Source organism: Polaromonas sp. UBA4122 (assembly GCA_002381615.1).
Classification (GTDB): domain Bacteria; phylum Pseudomonadota; class Gammaproteobacteria; order Burkholderiales; family Burkholderiaceae_C; genus Polaromonas.
Genome location: DFWY01000034.1, coordinates 1 through 17,102, shown reverse-complemented (window position 1 = coordinate 17,102; position 17,102 = coordinate 1). Strand labels below are relative to the sequence as shown.

Sequence of the window (17,102 nt, the reverse complement as noted above, 5' to 3'; positions counted from 1 at the left end):
TCAGGTCATATTGGCACGGGGGGCCCTTGGCGCCTGAGATGCCTTTGTCCACGAACTCTCCCACCACTTCCCAACCGAGGCGTTCTGCTGCTTGGCGCAATTCACGCAATTGATTCTCGGTAGATTGCCGGTCTGTCGAGATACGGGCATACAGGGCAGCACGTGCCCTCCCACATGAACAGCCGTATCGACGAATTGCTCCCCCATCGCTGGCAACCTCAGGCTTGAGGCTGTAGTCCACATACACATTTGTCGGGTGCTCCGTCAAGGTGGCATGGCTGTTTGCTTACATTTGCCCCGTGCGATATCGCGTACAGTCAAGCGCATGCTCAAAAAGAAAAGCTTTGCCACGTACGCTTCCTCAAGACGATCGAGGTGTTGCCGGCTGCCCGATCAAAAAGCATCCGCTGGGTGAAAAATCCATGAACCTATTCAACTCGCTACGCTATGTAGTTGCGCTGCATGAGCACAAGCATTTCTGGCGTGCAGCACAGGCTTGCGGCATTTCGCAGTCGGGTCTGTCCAATGCACTGCGTGCGCTCGAAGAGGAATTTGGCACCACCATTGTCAAGCGACGGGGGGTATTCGAAGGATTCACACCAGAAGGCGAACAGATATTTCTTGGAGCCCAGCGCATCCTGCATGAGCATCAGTTGCTCATGCAGGGTCTCGAAAGTGTCGCGGGCAACCCCAAAGGGCAACTGCGGATCGGTGCCGTACCCTCGGTCATGCCAATTGCGGCTCGTTTCTCGGCGATGCTGCAAGCGCGTCATTCGGGTATCGTGCCCATCCTTCGTTCGATGAGTTCACCTGATGTCGAAACGGGTCTCAAAAACCTGTCAATCGACATGTGCTTGGGCTACGTGGAACGACCAGGTCGCCGAGGCGTGCAGTTCAAGATCATTGATCAATACACCGAGCGTTACTTTTTGCTGAGTCGTCCAGCCGGGCCATCGCTCGCAGCGCTGCAGATCGGTAGTGCGGTGACATGGAAAGATGCTGCTCGGCTTCCCTTGTGCCTGCTGACTCCGGAGATGTACAACCGAACGATTGTGAATACCGCTTTTGCCGAAGCGGGGGAGCAAGTCATACCAGTTATGGAGACGGACTCGGTTCTGGCACTGGCCCTCAGCGTTATGGATGGAGTGGTGTGCAGCATTCTCCCCGGCGCTCTGGTCGGTGTGATTCGCCGCTTCGGTGAGTTGAAAGCATCGCCGCTGGTTAGCCCTGTGGCCGAAACCTCTATCGGGTTCATGGTGATGAATAGCGGTAGACCCTCACACACCTTGAATGCCGCCCTTGAATTTGCTTGCGATTCCGATTGGATACGGCACGCGACTTCTTGCAGTGATTTATCTGCCAAGTGACCTTGCCCCTGGATTCCGTATCCCATAACTGAGATCATGAACTGGCTTGCATAGCCTGAGCCGTGTGCCAGTTTTGCTCGAACCGCATCGGGCTGACATAGGCCAGCGTCGAGTGCAGTCGCCAACGGTTATACTAAAGCAGCTACGCGATAGTTTCGTCCTTGGCGTGGCGCCTGCTCACAAATCGCTGCTCGTATAGCGCTCCACCTTCAGTGAATCGAACAGCGTCTCGCTGCAGGTATTGTCCCAACAGTTGCCGCGCCGACTCCCCGAAAGCGAGACAAGCCATGCAACAGTACCGCGGCGAAGTGCTCATAGTGGGGGGTGGCATTGCGGGAATCGCCACGGCACTGGATCTGCTCGACAGCGGCAAATCGGTGGTACTGCTCGATCGGGATGAGGGCGACGTTTTCGGTGGCTTGGCACGCGAAAGCTTTGGCGGCATGTTTTTTGTCGACTCACCAGAGCAGCGCCGCCAGGGCATGCGCGATTCGACGGAACTGGCGCTGCGCGACTGGTGCAGCTTTGCCGAGTTCGGGCCGAACGACGATTGGCCCAAAGCCTGGGCCGAGGCTTATGTGCACCGCTGCACGCCGGATGTGTACCAGTGGGTGCGCCAGTACGGCGTGCGTTTCATGCCGGTCATCAACTGGGTGGAGCGCGGGGAATTTCGGCCCGGAAATTCCTTGCCGCGGTTTCACATGGTCTGGGGCACCGGCAAGGCGTTGACGGAGCGGCTGATTGCAGCGCTGCGCGACCATGCGAACGCAGGCAAACTCAGCTTGCGATTTGGGCACCGGGTTGAGCGTTTGCTTGTGAAAAATGGCCAAGTCTGCGGCGCGCAAGGCATCGAAGAGAAAAGCGGCGTTCCCTTCGAGGCCAACGCGGAGCAGGTGGTGGTGGCGACCGGCGGCATCAACGGCAGTCTGGACATGGTGCGGCGCCATTGGCATGCCGATTGGCACAAGCCCCCGGCCGAGTTGCTCAATGGCTCGCACCGCTTTGCCGACGGTACGATGCACCAGGCCGTGGCCGATGCCGGGGGCAACCTGACGCATCTGGACAAGATGTGGAACTATGCCGCTGGCGTGCATCACCCGCGGCCGCGCAAGCCGCAGCATGGTCTGTCGCTGGTGCCGCCGCGCTCCGCTTTGTGGCTGAACTGGCGCGGCGAACGCATGGGCCCGCAGCCGCTGGTGTCGGGATTCGATACCCGGCGTCTGGTGACCGATATTTGCGCGCAGGAGCGGGCCTACTCCTGGCAGGTACTCAACCAGCGCATTGCGGTGAAGGAGCTGGCGGTATCGGGCGCCGAATTCAATCCCTCCATCCGCGACAAGAAGGTATTCGCCTTTCTGCGCGACATCGTGTTTGGCAACCGCTGGCTGGTCAACGACATGACCCAAAACTGCCCGGATTTTGTGGTGGCCCGAACTCTGCCGGAGCTGGTTGAAAAAATGAACGCGCTGCAAGGTGACGCCTCCGTGCAACTGCAATCGGTCGCCGATGCGGTGGAGCACTACGACGCCACGATTGCCCGTGGCCGCGGTCTGATGAACGATGAGCAGTTGCGCCGCATTGCCGAGCTGCGGCAATACCGTGGCGACAAGCTCAGGCTGTGCAAATTCCAGCGCATTCAGGACCAGAAAGCGTTGCCGCTGATGGCCATTCGCGAATTCATCACGAGCCGCAAAAGCCTGGGCGGCATTCAAACCGATTTGCACAGCCGCGTGCTGAGCCTGTCGGGCCAACCGATTCCGGGCCTTTACGCGGTGGGTGAAGCGGCTGGCTTTGGCGGCGGCGGCGTCCATGGATTGCGCGCGCTGGAGGGTACGTTTCTTGGCGGATGCATCCTGTCGGGGCGTATAGCGGCCAAGGCGATTGCTGACTTTGTTTGATTCACCGGCCATTCAACAGGAGACGACACAATGAAAAAAACAGGTGCATGGCTCGCGACTTACGCGCTGGAGCAGATCGGCGCGCGCTTCACGTTCGGCATTCCGGGCGTGCATACCACCGAGCTGTACGATGAGTTAAACAACTCCCAAAAAATCACCCCGGTGCTTGTCACGCATGAAGGCGGTGGCGCTTTCATGGCCGATGCAGTGAGTCGGCTGTCCGACTCGATCGGGGTCTTGACGGTGGTGCCGGCGGCCGGGTTGACCCATGCCAGCAGCGGTATTGGCGAAGCCTTTCTGGATGGTGTGCCGATGCTGGTCATTTGCGGCGGCCCGCGCAGCGATTCGGATTACCGTTTTCAGTTGCACCAGATGGACATGCACAAGTTCATGAGTGGGCTGACCAAGGCAACTTTCAAGGTCACCAGCCACGAGCAGGTGGTGCCGACCCTGTTCGAAGCCTATGCCATTGCAACAGGCGGAGAGCCGGGGCCGGTATTCATCGAATTGCCGGTGAATATTCTGCTGTACACCGGCGAGGTGAGCGATCTGCCCCGCTATGCGGCACCGCTGCCTGAACCCTTCGGCTTTGAGCAGGAAATTCTCCGTGCGGCCGAGTTGCTGCGCCATGCCAAACACCCATGCCTGTTTGTCGGCTGGGGAACGCGCAATGCATTCGATCAGTTCAAAGCTGTGGCTGAATGGCTGGAAGCGCCGGTTGCCACCACGCTCCAGGGGCTGTCGGCATTTCCAGGCAATCACCCCTTGCATGTCGGCTTCGGTTTTGGCGCGTCAGCGGTACCGGCTGCGCGCAATGCCTTCAAGGATTGCGACTGCTTGCTGGCCGTCGGCACGCGGTTTTCTGAAATTGCCACCGGCAGCTACGGCGTCGATGTGCCGGAAAATTTGATTCATATCGACATCAATCCCGAAACCATAGGCGCCAACTACCCGGCCAAAGTGGGCATTCCCGGCGATGCCGCATTGGTGTCGAACCAGTTGCTCAAGGCACTGCAAGCGTCGGGGCCGCGGCGCGCAGTGCAGTCGGCATTGCGCGCGCAAATTCGAAGCGACAAGGAGGCGTATCGTCAGAGCTGGTACAAGAGTGACGTGCCCGATCGTGTCAATCCGGCCCGGTTTTTTGACCAGTTGCGCCTGCAAACGCCTGACGACGGAATCATCGTTGTCGACGATGGTAATCACACCTTCCTGACCGCCGAGTTGATGCCGATTCATGCGCCCAGGAGCGTGATCCTGCCGACCGATTTCAACTGCATGGGCTACGCCGTGCCAGCGGCTATCGGGGCCAAGCTATCCCATCCCGGGCGGCTGGTGCAAACCATCGTCGGAGACGGCGCTTTTCTGATGACGTGCATGGAGATACTGACGGCCACGTCGAACCACTTGGGTGTCATCTACTACGTGTTCCACGACGGCGAACTCTCGCAGATCGCGCAAGCCCAGGAAATTCCCTACAACCGCAAGCCCTGTACCAAGCTGGGACCGGTCAATCTGGAAGGCGTCGCCCTGGCCACCGGCGCTGCCTTCGTACGCATGCCGGACAATGATTCCATTGATGGTGCGATCCGTCAGGCGATTGAGATTTCGTGCTCGGGACGTCCGGTGATTGTGGATGTGAAGATCGACTATTCAAAGCGGACGGCGTTCACCGAAGGCGCGGTGAAGACGAATTTCCAGCGTTTTCCATTGAATCAAAAAGTGCGCACGCTCACGCGGGCGTTTACCAGGCGTGTAACGGGCTAGCAGTCTGTCGGGTTGCTGGGTAGTGCCGCCAGTGCCCACCATCCACATGGTTTTGCTCGCCAGGCCGTCGTCCTTTGTTATCTATCATTTTGTTTCATCATTACATCGCGCCCCTGGGTCGAACCCACCCCATGCCCGGATCGTTCTGACGAAATCATCGCCGCACCTTTGTCAATTTGCACCGCCCGGAAGTCCTTAGCCAACGGACTGCCCAGGCGCAACGATCATGGCGTGGGGATGATGCGTTCAGGCCGTGCCCCAGACCTCCTGTGCCGTCTCCACCACCAGCCGCAGTTTGGCGCGCTGTGCTTCGACCGCAATGTCATTGCCGTGCACGGTGCTGCTGAAACCGCACTGCGGTGACAGCGCCAGCTGTTCCAGCGGCGCATAGCGCGCGGCTTCGTCGATGCGGCGTTTCAGGTCGTCCTTGCTTTCCATCTCGCCGAACTTGGTGGTCACCAGGCCCAGCACCACGGTCTTGCCCTTGGGCAGGTAACGCAGCGGCCTGAAGTCGCCGCTGCGGCTGTCGTCGTATTCAAGGAAGTAAGCGTCAAGGTCCATTTCCTTGAGCAGGGCTTCGGCCACGGGCTCGTAGTTGCCGGCGGCGGCGTGCGTGCTCTTGAAGTTGCCGCGACACAGGTGCATGGCCAGCAGCATGCCGACAGGTTTTTGCGCGACCACCTTGTTGATGAATTTGGCGTAGCGGTGCGGAAGTTCATTGGGGTCGTCACCGCGCTGGCGTGCGCCTTCGCGCATTTTTTCGTCGCACAGGTAGGCCAGGTTGGTGTCGTCCATCTGCACATAGGTGCAGCCTGCTGCGGCGAGGCTGCGCAGTTCGTCACCATAGACCTTGGCCACATCGTCGTAAAACGCGGGGTCGAGTTCGGGGTAGGCCTCTTTGCTGATGCCGGCGCGGCCGCCGCGGAAGTGCAGCATGGTGGGCGAGGGGATGGTGACCTTGGGCGTATTGCCTTGGCTGACCTGGCTCTTGAGGTACTGGAAGTCGGCGAGCTGGATGTCCTTGACGTGACGCACTTTGCCCGTCACACGCATCACGGGTGGCGCCAGTTCCAGCGTCCCGTCGGGCTTTTGAATCGTGACCGGGATGTCGGTCTTCACGCCGCCAATCTGCTCCAGAAAGTCGATGTGAAAGTAGGTGCGGCGGAACTCGCCGTCGGTGATGCTTTTCATGCCCACGTCTTCCTGGAATTTCACGATCTCGGTGATGGCCTGGTCTTCGACCTTGCGCAACTGCTCGGGCGTGATCTGGCCTTTGGCCTTTTGCTCACGCGCTTCAAGCAGGTACTTGGGACGCAAAAAGCTGCCGACATGGTCGTAATGGGCGGGAAGTTTGGCGGTCATGGGGAAGTCTCCAGAGGGTTGATTGAGTCCAATGAGGCGATGTTATTCCACTTTTAAACTGCTCTAATGAATACATTAAGTCAGTGAAAACCCTTATTAATTGGGTTTTTAGGCCTATTTTTGTTGAAAATCAACCGTCAATGTATACACTGCGTATTCATGAATACAGAAAAGTCCTCATTTCCGCTGAACGCCTGGTATGCCGCTGCCTATGATGTGGAGGTCGGCCGCAAGCTGATGCCCCGCACCATCTGCAAGCAGAAAGTCGTGATGTTCCGCAAGACCGATGGCACGGTTGCGGCGCTGGAAGACGCCTGCTGGCACCGGCTGCTGCCCCTGTCGATGGGCTCGCTTGAGGGTGACGAGCTCACCTGCGGCTATCACGGCCTGGTTTACAACGCGCAGGGCCGCTGCACGCATATGCCGAGCCAGGAGACGCTGAACCCCTCGGCCTGCGTGCGCAGTTTTCCAGTGGTCGAGAAGCACCGCTTCGTCTGGATTTGGCCCGGCGACCCGGCCAAGGCCGACCCGGCGCTGGTGCCCGACATGCACTGGAACGACGACCCGGCCTGGGCCGGCGACGGCAAGCTCATTACGGTGAAATGCGATTACCGCTTGGTGGTGGACAACCTGATGGACCTCACGCACGAGACCTTTGTGCACGGCTCCAGCATCGGCCAGCGCGCCGTGGCCGAGGCGCCCTTCGTGGCGACGCACGGCGACCGCACCGCCACCGTCACACGCTGGATGGAAAACATTGATGCGCCGCCATTCTGGGCGGGGCAAATCGACCATGCTCGCGGCTACAAAGGCAAGGTCGACCGCTGGCAGATCATCAGGTTCGAGGCACCGTGCACGGTGAACATCGACGTCGGCGTGGCCGAGGCGGGCTCTGGCGCGTCACCCAAAGACGGCCAACCGGGCGACCGCGGCAAGGGCGTCAACGGCTTCGTGCTGAACACCGTGACGCCTGAGACCGACGGCAGTTGCCACTACTTCTGGGCTTTTGCGCGCAACTACTGCCTGGATGAGCAGCGCCTGACGCACCAGTTGCGCGAAGGCGTGGCCACCATCTTCCGCGAGGACGAACATGTGCTGGAGGCCCAGCAGATCGCGATGGACCAGCATCCGGACCACCCCTTCAACAACCTCAACATCGACGCTGGCTCGATGTGGGCCAGGCGCCTGATTGACAAGCTGGTGGCGCAAGAAAAATCGCCAACGCCGGTGATTCCAATTCATCGCGCAGCCTGACCTGAGGCCGGCATTCATGGCAATTGCTACTGATTCAATAGCTATCCACGCAGAAGGTGCAAGGGCTTACGGCCAAAACACCGCAGAAAGCGCGCAGGTCCGGGCCCAATTACAGCTGCGCGAAATGATTCTGGCCGGCGAACTGCCTGGCGGTGCTCGCATCGCCGAGTTGTCCATCGTGGAAAAACTCGGCGTTTCGCGTACCCCGATTCGCGCCGCGCTGATGCGGCTGGAGCAGGAGGGCCTGCTGGAGTCATTGCCCAACGGCGGCTTTGCCGTCCGCACCTTTTCCGAGCGCGACGTGTCTGAGGCAATCGAGTTGCGCGGCACCATTGAAGGCCTGTCGGCGCGGCTGGCGGCCGAGCGTGGCGCCCCTGCCGTGGTACTGACCGAAGCCCGCGAATGTCTGGACAGGATTGACGGGGTGCTGAGCCAGCCGGCGCTCGACGACGAGGCCTTTTCCCGCTATGTGACGCTCAACGAAAGCTTTCACACCCTGCTCAGCGAGATGGCGGGCAGTGACGTGATTGCCAAGGAGCTTGATCGCGTGTCCAGCCTGCCGTTCGCCTCGGCCTCGGGCTTTGTCGTGGTGCAGGCCAATTCGCCGGGCGCACGCGACATGCTGATCGTGGCGCAGGACCAGCATCGCCAGGTGCTGGAGGCCATCGAACAGCGCGAGGGCTCACGCGCCGAGGCCATCATGCGTGAGCACTCGCGCATGGCCCAGCGCAACCTGCGCGGAGCCATGGCCAGTCACAACCTGGATCAGCTGCCCGGCGTGCGACTGATCCGCAAACGAAGCTGAAAGCATTTACCCATCCCATGAGAAGCACCCAGACCTGGACCGATGCGGTCATTGAATCCCTGCAGGACCTCACGCCCACGGTGCGCGAGTTCTGCATCCGCCCCACCGGGGGCCTACAGCGCCATGCGCCCGGCAGCCACTTGCAAGTACAGGTGCTGGTGAATGGCAAGCCGCAGACGCGCTCCTATTCACTCGTCGGCGAACCTGATGGGCAAACCTTGCGCATTGCCGTGAAGCGGCTCGATGAAGGCCGTGGCGGCTCACTCGCGATGTGGCAGCTGGCCGTGGGCGACCGGCTTCAGGTGAGCGAGCCGCAAAACCATTTTGCGCTGGACTTCAACGCACCGGCGTACCTGCTGGTCGCCGGCGGCATTGGCATCACGCCGCTGGTGCTGATGGCGCAGGCCCTGGCCAGCCGCAGCGCAAGCACGGGCCAATCCGTGCGCATGCTCTATGGCGCGCGAAGCGAGACCGAACTGGCTTTCCTGCCGCAATTGCGCAGCAGCCTGGGCGAGGCGCTGCACACCGCGGTCGCCACGCCGATTGATTTCGCCGCGGAAATCGCCGCGCTGCCCACGGGGGCGCAAATGTATGTCTGTGGTCCGGTGCCCATGCTCGATGCCGTGCGCCGCGCCTGGGAAGCCTCCGCGCGGCCGCAGGCTGATCTGCGCTACGAAACCTTTGGCAGCAGTGGCCGTTTTGCGCCGCAGGCCTTCCGGTTGCAGGTTCCGCGCCATGCGCTGGACATCACCGTGCCGGCCGACTGCAGCCTGCTTGACGCGCTTGAGCAGGCTGGCGTGCAGACCGTCTTCGACTGCAACCGCGGCGAGTGCGGCCTATGCGCACTCGACGTGCTGGCGCTGGACGGGGAGATCGATCACCGCGACGTGTTTCTCAGCGGGCACGAAAAGCGCGAGAACAAACGCATCTGCGCCTGTGTCTCGCGGGTGCTCGGTTCAATCACGCTGGATTCTTCGTACCGACCAGACGCCTGAAAATCACGGTCCGGCGGCAAAAATTTTCACATCCGGATTTTGCCGCCCAGCCGTAATTTGGCAAGTAAAAAGTTCGTAGTTCGAACACTTGTCCTATAAGCGAACATTTACTATACTCTCGTCGGCATTCCGTAACCACCAACTTTCTGGAGACAACCATGAAAAGACGCCTCTTCACCGCAGCCGCCCTTGCAGCCGCCACTTTTGCCGCAGCCACACCGGCGCTGGCCCAGGACAACGTATTCAAGATCGGCCTGATTCTGCCGATGACGGGGCAGCAGGCCACGACCGGCCGCCAGATCGAAGCGGCAGCCCGGCTGTACATGGCGCAAAACGGCGCTACCGTGGCGGGCAAGAAAATCGAGCTGATCGTCAAGGATGACACCTCCCTGCCGGATGCCACGCGCCGCCTGGCGCAGGAGCTGGTGGTCAATGACAAGGTCAACGTGCTGGCCGGCTTTGGCATCACGCCTTCAGCCCTGGCCACGGCACCCATTGCGACCCAGTCCAAGACACCGATGGTGGTGATGGCTGCGGCGACCTCCAGCATCACCCAGGCCTCGCCTTACATCGTGCGCACCAGCTTCACGCTGCCCCAGGTGTCGGTCGCACTGGCCGACTGGGCGCCGAAGAACGGCATCAAGAAAGTGGTCACGCTGGTGTCGGATTACGGCCCGGGCATTGACGCCGAAAAGTATTTCAAGGAGCGCCTGACCTTCAACGGTGGCCAGGTGACCGAAGCGCTGCGGGTGCCGCTGCGCAACCCCGACTTTGCCCCCTTCCTGCAAAAAGTGCGCGATGCCAAGCCCGACGCGCTGTTTGTGTTTGTGCCGTCAGGCGCTGGCGCTGCGGTGATGAAGCAGTTTCTGGAGCGCGGCCTGGACAAGGCCGGCATCAAGCTGATTGCCACCGGCGACGTGACAGACGACGACCAGCTCAACGACATGGGTGACGGCGCGCTCGGCGTGGTCACTTCACACCACTATTCGGCGGACCACCCGTCGGCACTGAACAAGAAATTCGTCGCAGCCTTCTCCAGCGCCAACAAGGGCATGCGCCCGAACTTCATGGCGGTTGGCGGATACGACGGCATGCGCGTGATTTACGAAGCGTTGAAGACCACCAAGGGCCAGGGCGGCGGCGACGCCTTGCTGGCGGCCATGAAGGGCCAGATCTTCGAAAGCCCGCGCGGCAAGATCTTCATCGACGCGCAGACGCGCGATATTGTGCAGGACGTGTACCTTCGCAAGGTTGAGAAGAAAAACGGCCAGCTCTACAACGTGGAATTTGACGTGATCAAGGACGTCAAGGACCCGGGCAAAGCGAAGTAAGCTCGCAGCTACGCTCCAACGACCCGAAGATTGTCAAATCACCGGCAAGGGGCTCCAGGTAACTGGAACCCCTTGCCGTCTTTGCGCTGACCAGACACACACATGCTGACCATTCTTTTTGACGGTATTGCTTACGGCATGCTGTTGTTCATCCTCGCGGTAGGCCTCGCGGTAACCATGGGTCTGATGAACTTCATCAATCTGGCGCATGGCGCCTTTGCCATGGCAGGCGGCTACATCACGGTGCTGCTGATGCAGCACTTCGATGTGCCCTTCCTGCTGTGCCTGCCGCTGGCGTTCCTCGGCTCGGCGCTGCTCGGCGGCGTGCTGGAACGCACGCTGTACCGCCCGCTGTACCACAAGCCGCACCTGGACCAGGTGCTGTTTTCCATCGGTCTGGTCTTCATGGCCGTGGCCAGTGTGGACTATTTTGTCGGCTCGACCCAGCAGATCATCCAGTTGCCCGAATGGCTCAAGGGCCGCACCGAACTCGGCAGCGGCGCCTGGAGGCTGGGCATGGGGCACTACCGGCTGTTCATCATCGCCGTGTGCGCAGCCCTGGTCGTGGGGCTGCAGTATGTGCTGACGCGCACGCGTTTCGGCAGCCGGCTGCGCGCCTCGGTCGATGACCAGCGCGTAGCGGCGGGCCTGGGCATCAATGTCAATGTGGTGTTTCTCTCGACCTTTGCCGTGGGTTCGGGACTCGCCGGCCTTGGCGGCGCACTCGGCGCCGAGGTGCTGGGCCTCGATCCCGGCTTCCCGCTGAAATTCATGATTTATTTCCTGATTGTGGTTGCCGTGGGCGGCACCTCGTCCATCACCGGCCCGCTGCTGGCCGCGCTGCTGCTCGGAATTGCCGATGTGGCGGGCAAGTACTACATCCCCAAGCTGGGGGGATTTTTTATCTACACCCTGATGATCGTGATCCTGATCTGGCGCCCACAGGGCCTGTTTGTGCGCAAGGGAAGGAAGTGACATGAACGCCCAACAATCCCTGCTCAACAGAAGCCGCTGGAAGCTCTGGGAGCCGGCACTGTGGCTGCTGGCTTTTGCCGTGCCGATGTTGCTGCCAAGCCATGCGCTGATCATCAACGAGATTGCCATCGTCGCGCTGTTTGCCATTTCGCTGGACCTGATCCTCGGCTACACCGGCATCGTCTCGCTCGGCCATGCGGCCTTCTTCGGCATCGGCGGTTATGCCGCGGCCCTGTTCGCCAAGCTGGTCATGCCCGATCCGCTGGTCGGGCTGGTCGTGGGCATTGCGGTGGCCACGCTGCTGGGTGCCGTGTGCTCGTTCACGATCATGCGCGGCAGCGACCTCACGCGGCTCATGGTGACGCTGGGCGTTGGCCTGATCCTGCTTGAGCTGGCGAACAAGTTTAGCGAGCTGACCGGGGGCTCTGACGGGTTGCAGGGCGTTGTCATGGGCCCGTTGCTGGGGCATTTCGAGTTCGACCTGGCCGGCCGCACGGCCGCCTTTTATTCAGTGACGGTATTGCTGGCGTTATTTGTGCTGATGCGCCGGGTGGTGCATTCGCCGTTTGGCGCAACGCTGACGGCGATCCGCGACAACCGGCTGCGCGCCATGGCCATCGGCATTCCGGTGACATCGCGGCTGGCCGTCGCCTATACCTTGGCTGCCGGCGTGGCCGGGGCAGCCGGGGCCTTGATGACGCAAACCTCGGGGTTTGCCTCGCTTGACCTGTTCGAGTTTCACCGCTCGGCCGATGTGCTGCTGATTCTTGTTATCGGCGGCACCGGCTGGCTCTATGGCGGTGTGGCGGGCGCCATCGTGTTCAAGCTCATGCAGGACGCGCTGTCGGCCATCACGCCGCAGTACTGGACATTCTGGATTGGCCTGTTCCTGGTGGTACTGGTGCTGGTAGGCCGTGAGCGGCTGATCCGTCCGTGGACCTGGTTTCCCCGGATTTTTGGCGGACGCAAGGCATGAGCACGAACCACAACGAAACCGTTCTGTCCGCGCAGGGTCTGGTGATGCGTTTTGGCGGCATCACGGCCACCAACAACGTGACGCTGAACCTTCAACGCGGCGCGCGCCATGCGCTGATCGGCCCCAACGGCGCCGGCAAGACCACGCTGATCAACCTGCTGACCGGTGTACTGCAGCCGACCGAAGGGCGGATCACGCTCGAAGGACATGACATCACCCGTCTGGCACCGCACCAGCGCGTCAAGCGCGGCATGGTGCGCACCTTCCAGATCAACCAGCTGTTCGATTCGCTGACACCGCTGCAAACACTGGCGCTCACCGTATCGCAACAAAACGGCCTCGGCAGCAAATGGTGGCAACCCCTTGGCCATGGCAAACAAGTGGCCGAGCGATGCGAGCAGCTGCTGGAACAGTTTCACCTGACAGAAGTGATGAACCAGCCGACCCATATGCTGGCCTACGGCAAGCGCCGCTTGCTGGAAATTGCGATTGCGCTGGCCTGCCAGCCGCGTGTGCTGCTGCTTGATGAACCGGTGGCCGGTGTACCTGCCGGCCAGCGCGAGGAGTTGCTGCAGACCGTCGCTGCCTTGCCGGCCGACGTGTCGGTGCTGCTGATCGAACACGATATGGACCTGGTCTTCAGCTTTGCCACTCGCATCACGGTGCTGGTTAACGGCACCGTGCTGACCGAGGGCGACCCGGCGCAGATTGCCAGCGACCCGCAGGTCAAGGCGGTGTACCTGGGCCACGGCGAGGAGTTGAGCGACTCCGGGCCGTACCACGGCGCGAAGCACCCCTCGGGGGGTAGCGCAGCACACGAAGTGGCCAGCGTGGGGGTCCAAAACCATGGCTGAACTACTGAGAGTGGACGGGCTCAGCGCCGGCTATGGCGAAGCCGTCGTGCTGCAAGGTGTCGCGCTGTCGCTGGACCAAGGCTGCACACTGGCGCTGCTGGGCCGCAACGGCACGGGCAAGACCACGCTGATCAACACGCTGGCCGGTGCCACGCGCCAGCATGCCGGCTCAATCTCGCTGGGCGGCGTGGCCCTGCACAAACTGGCTTCGCACGAGCGCGCCGCTGCCGGCATAGGCTGGGTGCCGCAGGAGCGCAACATCTTCAAATCGCTCACGGTGCACGAGAACCTGACGGCAGTGGCGCGTCCCGGAAAATGGAACCCGGACGGCGTGTACGAGATGTTCCCGCGCCTGGCCGAACGCAAGACCAACCTCGGCACGCAGCTTTCGGGCGGCGAGCAGCAGATGCTGGCAGTGGGCCGCGCGCTGGTGCTCAATCCCAAGCTACTGTTGCTCGACGAACCGCTGGAAGGCCTGGCGCCCATCATTGTGGAGGAGCTGCTGCGGGCGATACGCCGCATCACGCGCGACGAAGGCCTGTCCGCCATCATCGTCGAGCAGCATCCGCAGGCGATTCTGGCGATCTCCGACAGCGCGGTCGTGCTCGACCGCGGCACGGTGGTGCATGCCGGCACGGCGCAGCAACTGCGTGATCAGCCGCAGCTGCTGGAGCAGCTTCTGGGTGTGGCGCGCTAACGTTTTTGAGAGCTTCGAACGCGACAACCGCTCTACCATCCGCCCTGAGCCTTTCCCGGCGACTGATGAAGGTCGAAGTCCGCCCTGTCTACTAAATCCAATGGGTAATCCCCCGGCTTTGCCGGGGTGACAGTAGGCGTTTGACATTTGCGTAGGTATGGATGTCCATCGCAGAAACTTCCAATCGTGAGCCGCCAAGCAAACGAAAGGAAAAAAACTGGATGGACAAGATAGAAAGCCTAAACCACACGAAATGGGACTGCAAGTACCACGTCGTGTTTATACCGAAGAATCGAAGAAAAGTGCTGTACGGCCAATTGCGGGTGCATCTCGGTGAGGTGTTTCGTGGACTGGCGCAGCATAAGGATAGCCGGATCGAAGAGGGGCACTTGATGGCCGATCATGTGCACATGATGATCTCGATACCGCCGAAATATGCGGTATCGAATGTAGTGGGCTACATCAAGGGGAAAAGCGCGATTCACTTGGCCAGAGTGTATGGAGAGCGCAAGAGGAACTTTACAGGGCAAAGCTTCTGGGCGCGTGGGTACTTTGTGTCGACGGTAGGTCGAGATGAGGAGGTGATCCGCAATTACATCCGGCATCAAGAGCGGGAGGACGAGCGCTTGGAACAGCTTGGGTTGTGGAGATAAGTTGCCACCGTTTCGGTGGCGCAAAGTGTTGGGGCCGCGTTAGCGACCCCGTTTAGCCGCTTTGAGCGGCTCACAATTTTGAAAGCCCCCGGCTTTGCCGGGGGATGGTTACTAAATATGGCTACATCCCAATAAATACGGGTGCTTACAGCTATTAAAAGTGTAGCATTCAGGTCGGCCGGTCAAGGCGGCAGGCTCAGCCCACAACCTTCATTTCAAGCAGCCACTGCGCCAGACGCTCGGCAAAGATCCTGCAGCCTTGCGCGCTGGCGTGAAGCTGGGTCAGCGCTCAGCTCGGCGCGCGACAGCGCATACGACCAGCCGCCAGCAAACAGCGCCACGCCGGTCTCCGTCGCCACGGAGCGACAATTCACAGATCCATGAAAACCATTCTCCCCCTGCAACTTCCGATTGCCCCCGACAAGAACGACCCCCAGCCGCTGGTCATCTACCACGGCCGCAGTTGCCCTGACGGCTTTGCGGCGGCCCTGGTGGCCTGGCTTTACTACGAGGGCCGTGCGGAATTTTTGGGGCTGGACCACGGCGACATCAGCTCGGTGGAGGACCTGCCTGCGCTCAGCGGCCGCGCCGTGTACATCCTCGACTTTTCGTTCTCGCCCGAACTTCTGCGCGGCATCGAAGAGCGTGCCGCCAAGCTCGTGATGCTGGACCACCACAAGAGCGCGGCGGAAAAGCTCACCGGCTTTGCCTGCCGCTGCGGTGTGGTGCACTTTGACATGCACAAGTCGGGCGCCAGGCTCGCCTGGGAGTTTTTTCAGCCTGCCACGCCGGTGCCAGACCTGGTTCGCTTTGTGGAAGACCGCGACATCTGGGTGTGGCAATACCCCGAGAGCGCAGGTTTTCTTGCAGCGCTGGACATGGAGGCTTTTGACTTTGCACGCTGGGCCGAAATTGCAAAATTCAGCCCCGAACAAGTGACGGCTTTCATGGCGCGCGGCCAGGCCATGGACGAGAAGTTCAGCAAGCTTGCGGCCGACATTGCCGAGGGCGCGCAGCCCGTCACCTTCAACGGCCAGCGCGGGCTGATGGTCAATGCACCCGGCGTGTTTCACAGCCTGGTGGGCAATATGCTCTCCCAGCAGAGCGGCACGTTTGCATTGATGTGGAGCGCCGCCAAGGGCGGCGTCATCAGGGTCGGGCTGCGCTCGCAGCGCGGCTTTGACTGCATTGCCCTGGCCGAGAGCATGGGCGGCGGCGGCCACGCGCAGGCCTGCGGCTTCAAGATGGGCACAGAGCGTTTGCCCGAGTTGCTCAGCGGTGCGTTTGACGCGGCCGCCAAGCTAGCGCAGACCTAAGCCGACATCTGCAAGCCGGCCTGCGACTCAAACCGGCAGCGCCTCACCCCAGTAGTGAAAGGTGAAAGGCCGGGGGCCCGGCAGGTAGCGCGTGTGCAGGTCGGACAGTCGAAAACCCGCCTCCTGTAGCAGCGCCGGAATGTCGCGCCCCAGGTGGCAGCCACCGGCTACCTTGCCCCACAGCGGCTGCAGCCGGTCCTGCCAGCGCCGCACCGATTCATCCGGCGCGCGGCCATGCTCGCAAAACAGCAGCCGCCCGCCGGGCGCGAGGACACGGCGCATTTCCCTGAGCGCCGCCAGCGGATCGGGGATGGTGCACAGCGTGTAGGTGATCAGCACCGTGTCAAAGCTTGCGTCGGGCAGCAGAATCTGTTCGGCCGACAGCTCCAGCAGTTCCACCTCCAGCCCGGCCTGCGCGATGCGCTCGCGCGCCAGTGCGTGCAGTTGCAACGCCGGGTCCAGCCCCGTGATGTGCGTCACGCGGGTCTTGTCGTACCAGGGCATGTTCAGCCCCGTGCCAATGCCGACCTCCAGCACACGGCCCTGCGCCAGCGGCACCACCAGCTGGCGCTGCCGGCTCACCATGGGCAGGCCACAGGCAAAGTCCAGCGCGTGGGGCAGGATGTGCTGCTCGTACCAGGAGGGGTTCATTCCAGCTCACCGGTCCAGAACGCCACGCGGCCGCGCACCATTTCGCCCTCTGGCTTGGGGGCGGGATAGTACCACATGGTGTTGTCACTCTCGGCAATGACGGTGTTGTATTACTTGCTCTTGCGGTTGAGTTCCAGCTGGGCGTCAACCAGGGCGACGACTTCGTCGATCACCGGGTTGCGCAGGCCTTTTTGCGCGGCAATG

17 protein-coding genes and 1 pseudogene are annotated in these 17,102 nt (G+C 61.4%); 13 read left to right on the top strand and 5 right to left on the bottom strand.

All coding sequences use genetic code 11. The features are described 5' to 3' along the window. On the bottom strand, positions 1-241 hold a 241-nt coding region (locus B3F77_RS20900; RefSeq protein WP_414702962.1), incomplete at its 3' end, for a recombinase family protein. Between the two features lie 103 nt (positions 242-344). Here B3F77_RS20900 and B3F77_RS05225 point away from each other — a divergent pair. Further along, positions 345-1,367, top strand: a complete 1,023-nt coding sequence (locus B3F77_RS05225) for a LysR family transcriptional regulator (RefSeq protein WP_349678382.1) — start codon at positions 345-347, stop codon at positions 1,365-1,367. A 34-nt stretch (positions 1,368-1,401) separates the two neighbouring features. Here B3F77_RS05225 and B3F77_RS05220 read toward each other — a convergent pair. Then, positions 1,402-1,640, bottom strand: a pseudogene (locus tag B3F77_RS05220) (integrase core domain-containing protein); the annotation flags it as partial. 14 nt (positions 1,641-1,654) lie between these two features. On the opposite strand from B3F77_RS05220, the gene B3F77_RS05215 reads away from it, so the two are divergent. Next, complete coding sequence (locus B3F77_RS05215; protein WP_293603938.1) at positions 1,655-3,265, top strand: FAD-binding dehydrogenase; 1,611 nt, start codon at positions 1,655-1,657, stop codon at positions 3,263-3,265. A gap of 30 nt (positions 3,266-3,295) precedes the next feature. Then, on the top strand, positions 3,296-5,029 hold the full coding sequence (locus B3F77_RS05210) for a thiamine pyrophosphate-binding protein (protein WP_293603937.1): 1,734 nt from the start codon (positions 3,296-3,298) through the stop codon (positions 5,027-5,029). 246 nt (positions 5,030-5,275) lie between these two features. Here the strand turns inward: B3F77_RS05210 and B3F77_RS05205 are convergent, their stop codons facing one another. Next, positions 5,276-6,391 carry a 5-methyltetrahydropteroyltriglutamate--homocysteine S-methyltransferase gene (locus B3F77_RS05205; RefSeq protein ID WP_293603936.1) on the bottom strand — a complete coding sequence of 372 codons (1,116 nt, stop codon included), beginning with the start codon at positions 6,389-6,391 and terminating at the stop codon, positions 5,276-5,278. A gap of 159 nt (positions 6,392-6,550) precedes the next feature. Between B3F77_RS05205 and B3F77_RS05200 the strand changes: the two genes are divergently transcribed. From B3F77_RS05200 to B3F77_RS05155, 10 genes are all read left to right on the top strand, one after another. Beyond that, positions 6,551-7,645: an aromatic ring-hydroxylating dioxygenase subunit alpha gene (locus B3F77_RS05200; protein WP_293603935.1), complete on the top strand. Its 1,095-nt coding sequence runs from the start codon at positions 6,551-6,553 to the stop codon at positions 7,643-7,645. A 16-nt stretch (positions 7,646-7,661) separates the two neighbouring features. Next, a complete protein-coding gene (locus B3F77_RS05195; RefSeq protein WP_293603934.1) occupies positions 7,662-8,450 on the top strand; it encodes a GntR family transcriptional regulator in 789 nt (262 codons plus the stop codon). 17 nt (positions 8,451-8,467) lie between these two features. After that, the gene (locus B3F77_RS05190; RefSeq protein WP_293603933.1) at positions 8,468-9,445 is read left to right on the top strand and encodes a PDR/VanB family oxidoreductase; all 978 of its coding nucleotides are present in this window, start codon (positions 8,468-8,470) and stop codon (positions 9,443-9,445) included. A 158-nt stretch (positions 9,446-9,603) separates the two neighbouring features. Beyond that, entirely contained in the window at positions 9,604-10,776 is a 1,173-nt protein-coding gene (locus tag B3F77_RS05185) for an ABC transporter substrate-binding protein (RefSeq protein WP_293603932.1), read from the top strand. A 102-nt stretch (positions 10,777-10,878) separates the two neighbouring features. Beyond that, positions 10,879-11,751: a branched-chain amino acid ABC transporter permease gene (locus B3F77_RS05180; RefSeq protein WP_293603931.1), complete on the top strand. Its 873-nt coding sequence runs from the start codon at positions 10,879-10,881 to the stop codon at positions 11,749-11,751. A 1-nt stretch (position 11,752) separates the two neighbouring features. Next, the gene (locus B3F77_RS05175) at positions 11,753-12,727 is read left to right on the top strand and encodes a branched-chain amino acid ABC transporter permease (RefSeq protein WP_293603930.1); all 975 of its coding nucleotides are present in this window, start codon (positions 11,753-11,755) and stop codon (positions 12,725-12,727) included. After that, positions 12,724-13,581, top strand: coding sequence for an ABC transporter ATP-binding protein (locus B3F77_RS05170; protein ID WP_293603929.1), 858 nt, complete (start codon positions 12,724-12,726; stop codon positions 13,579-13,581). Before B3F77_RS05175 ends, B3F77_RS05170 begins: the two co-directional genes overlap by 4 nt. Then, complete coding sequence (locus B3F77_RS05165; protein ID WP_293603928.1) at positions 13,574-14,278, top strand: ABC transporter ATP-binding protein; 705 nt, start codon at positions 13,574-13,576, stop codon at positions 14,276-14,278. Before B3F77_RS05170 ends, B3F77_RS05165 begins: the two co-directional genes overlap by 8 nt. A 221-nt stretch (positions 14,279-14,499) precedes the next feature. Beyond that, positions 14,500-14,931 carry an IS200/IS605 family transposase gene (gene tnpA, locus B3F77_RS05160; protein ID WP_293603939.1) on the top strand — a complete coding sequence of 144 codons (432 nt, stop codon included), beginning with the start codon at positions 14,500-14,502 and terminating at the stop codon, positions 14,929-14,931. A 380-nt stretch (positions 14,932-15,311) separates the two neighbouring features. Continuing rightward, the gene (locus B3F77_RS05155) at positions 15,312-16,247 is read left to right on the top strand and encodes a DHH family phosphoesterase (protein ID WP_293603927.1); all 936 of its coding nucleotides are present in this window, start codon (positions 15,312-15,314) and stop codon (positions 16,245-16,247) included. Between the two features lie 27 nt (positions 16,248-16,274). Here B3F77_RS05155 and B3F77_RS05150 read toward each other — a convergent pair whose 3' ends face one another. Together B3F77_RS05150 and B3F77_RS20895 are read right to left on the bottom strand one after the other, a co-directional pair. Then, positions 16,275-16,898, bottom strand: a complete 624-nt coding sequence (locus B3F77_RS05150; RefSeq protein ID WP_293603926.1) for a class I SAM-dependent methyltransferase — start codon at positions 16,896-16,898, stop codon at positions 16,275-16,277. Beyond that, complete coding sequence (locus B3F77_RS20895; protein WP_414702963.1) at positions 16,895-16,996, bottom strand: DUF427 domain-containing protein; 102 nt, start codon at positions 16,994-16,996, stop codon at positions 16,895-16,897. The genes B3F77_RS05150 and B3F77_RS20895 overlap by 4 nt, the downstream gene beginning before the upstream one ends. Positions 16,997-17,102: the final 106 nt, after the last annotated feature.

Bases quoted from the DNA above. Each gene is read 5' to 3' on its own strand.
- B3F77_RS05215 (WP_293603938.1), top strand. From the start codon at position 1,655: ATGCAACAGTACCGCGGCGAAGTGCTCATAGTGGGGGGTGGCATTGCG.
- B3F77_RS05210 (WP_293603937.1), top strand. From the start codon at position 3,296: ATGAAAAAAACAGGTGCATGGCTCGCGACTTACGCGCTGGAGCAGATC.
- B3F77_RS05205 (WP_293603936.1), bottom strand. From the start codon at position 6,391: ATGACCGCCAAACTTCCCGCCCATTACGACCATGTCGGCAGCTTTTTG.
- B3F77_RS05200 (WP_293603935.1), top strand. From the start codon at position 6,551: ATGAATACAGAAAAGTCCTCATTTCCGCTGAACGCCTGGTATGCCGCT.
- B3F77_RS05195 (WP_293603934.1), top strand. From the start codon at position 7,662: ATGGCAATTGCTACTGATTCAATAGCTATCCACGCAGAAGGTGCAAGG.
- B3F77_RS05190 (WP_293603933.1), top strand. From the start codon at position 8,468: ATGAGAAGCACCCAGACCTGGACCGATGCGGTCATTGAATCCCTGCAG.
- B3F77_RS05185 (WP_293603932.1), top strand. From the start codon at position 9,604: ATGAAAAGACGCCTCTTCACCGCAGCCGCCCTTGCAGCCGCCACTTTT.
- B3F77_RS05180 (WP_293603931.1), top strand. From the start codon at position 10,879: ATGCTGACCATTCTTTTTGACGGTATTGCTTACGGCATGCTGTTGTTC.
- B3F77_RS05175 (WP_293603930.1), top strand. From the start codon at position 11,753: ATGAACGCCCAACAATCCCTGCTCAACAGAAGCCGCTGGAAGCTCTGG.
- B3F77_RS05170 (WP_293603929.1), top strand. From the start codon at position 12,724: ATGAGCACGAACCACAACGAAACCGTTCTGTCCGCGCAGGGTCTGGTG.
- B3F77_RS05165 (WP_293603928.1), top strand. From the start codon at position 13,574: ATGGCTGAACTACTGAGAGTGGACGGGCTCAGCGCCGGCTATGGCGAA.
- tnpA (WP_293603939.1), top strand. From the start codon at position 14,500: ATGGACAAGATAGAAAGCCTAAACCACACGAAATGGGACTGCAAGTAC.
- B3F77_RS05155 (WP_293603927.1), top strand. From the start codon at position 15,312: ATGAAAACCATTCTCCCCCTGCAACTTCCGATTGCCCCCGACAAGAAC.
- B3F77_RS05150 (WP_293603926.1), bottom strand. From the start codon at position 16,898: ATGAACCCCTCCTGGTACGAGCAGCACATCCTGCCCCACGCGCTGGAC.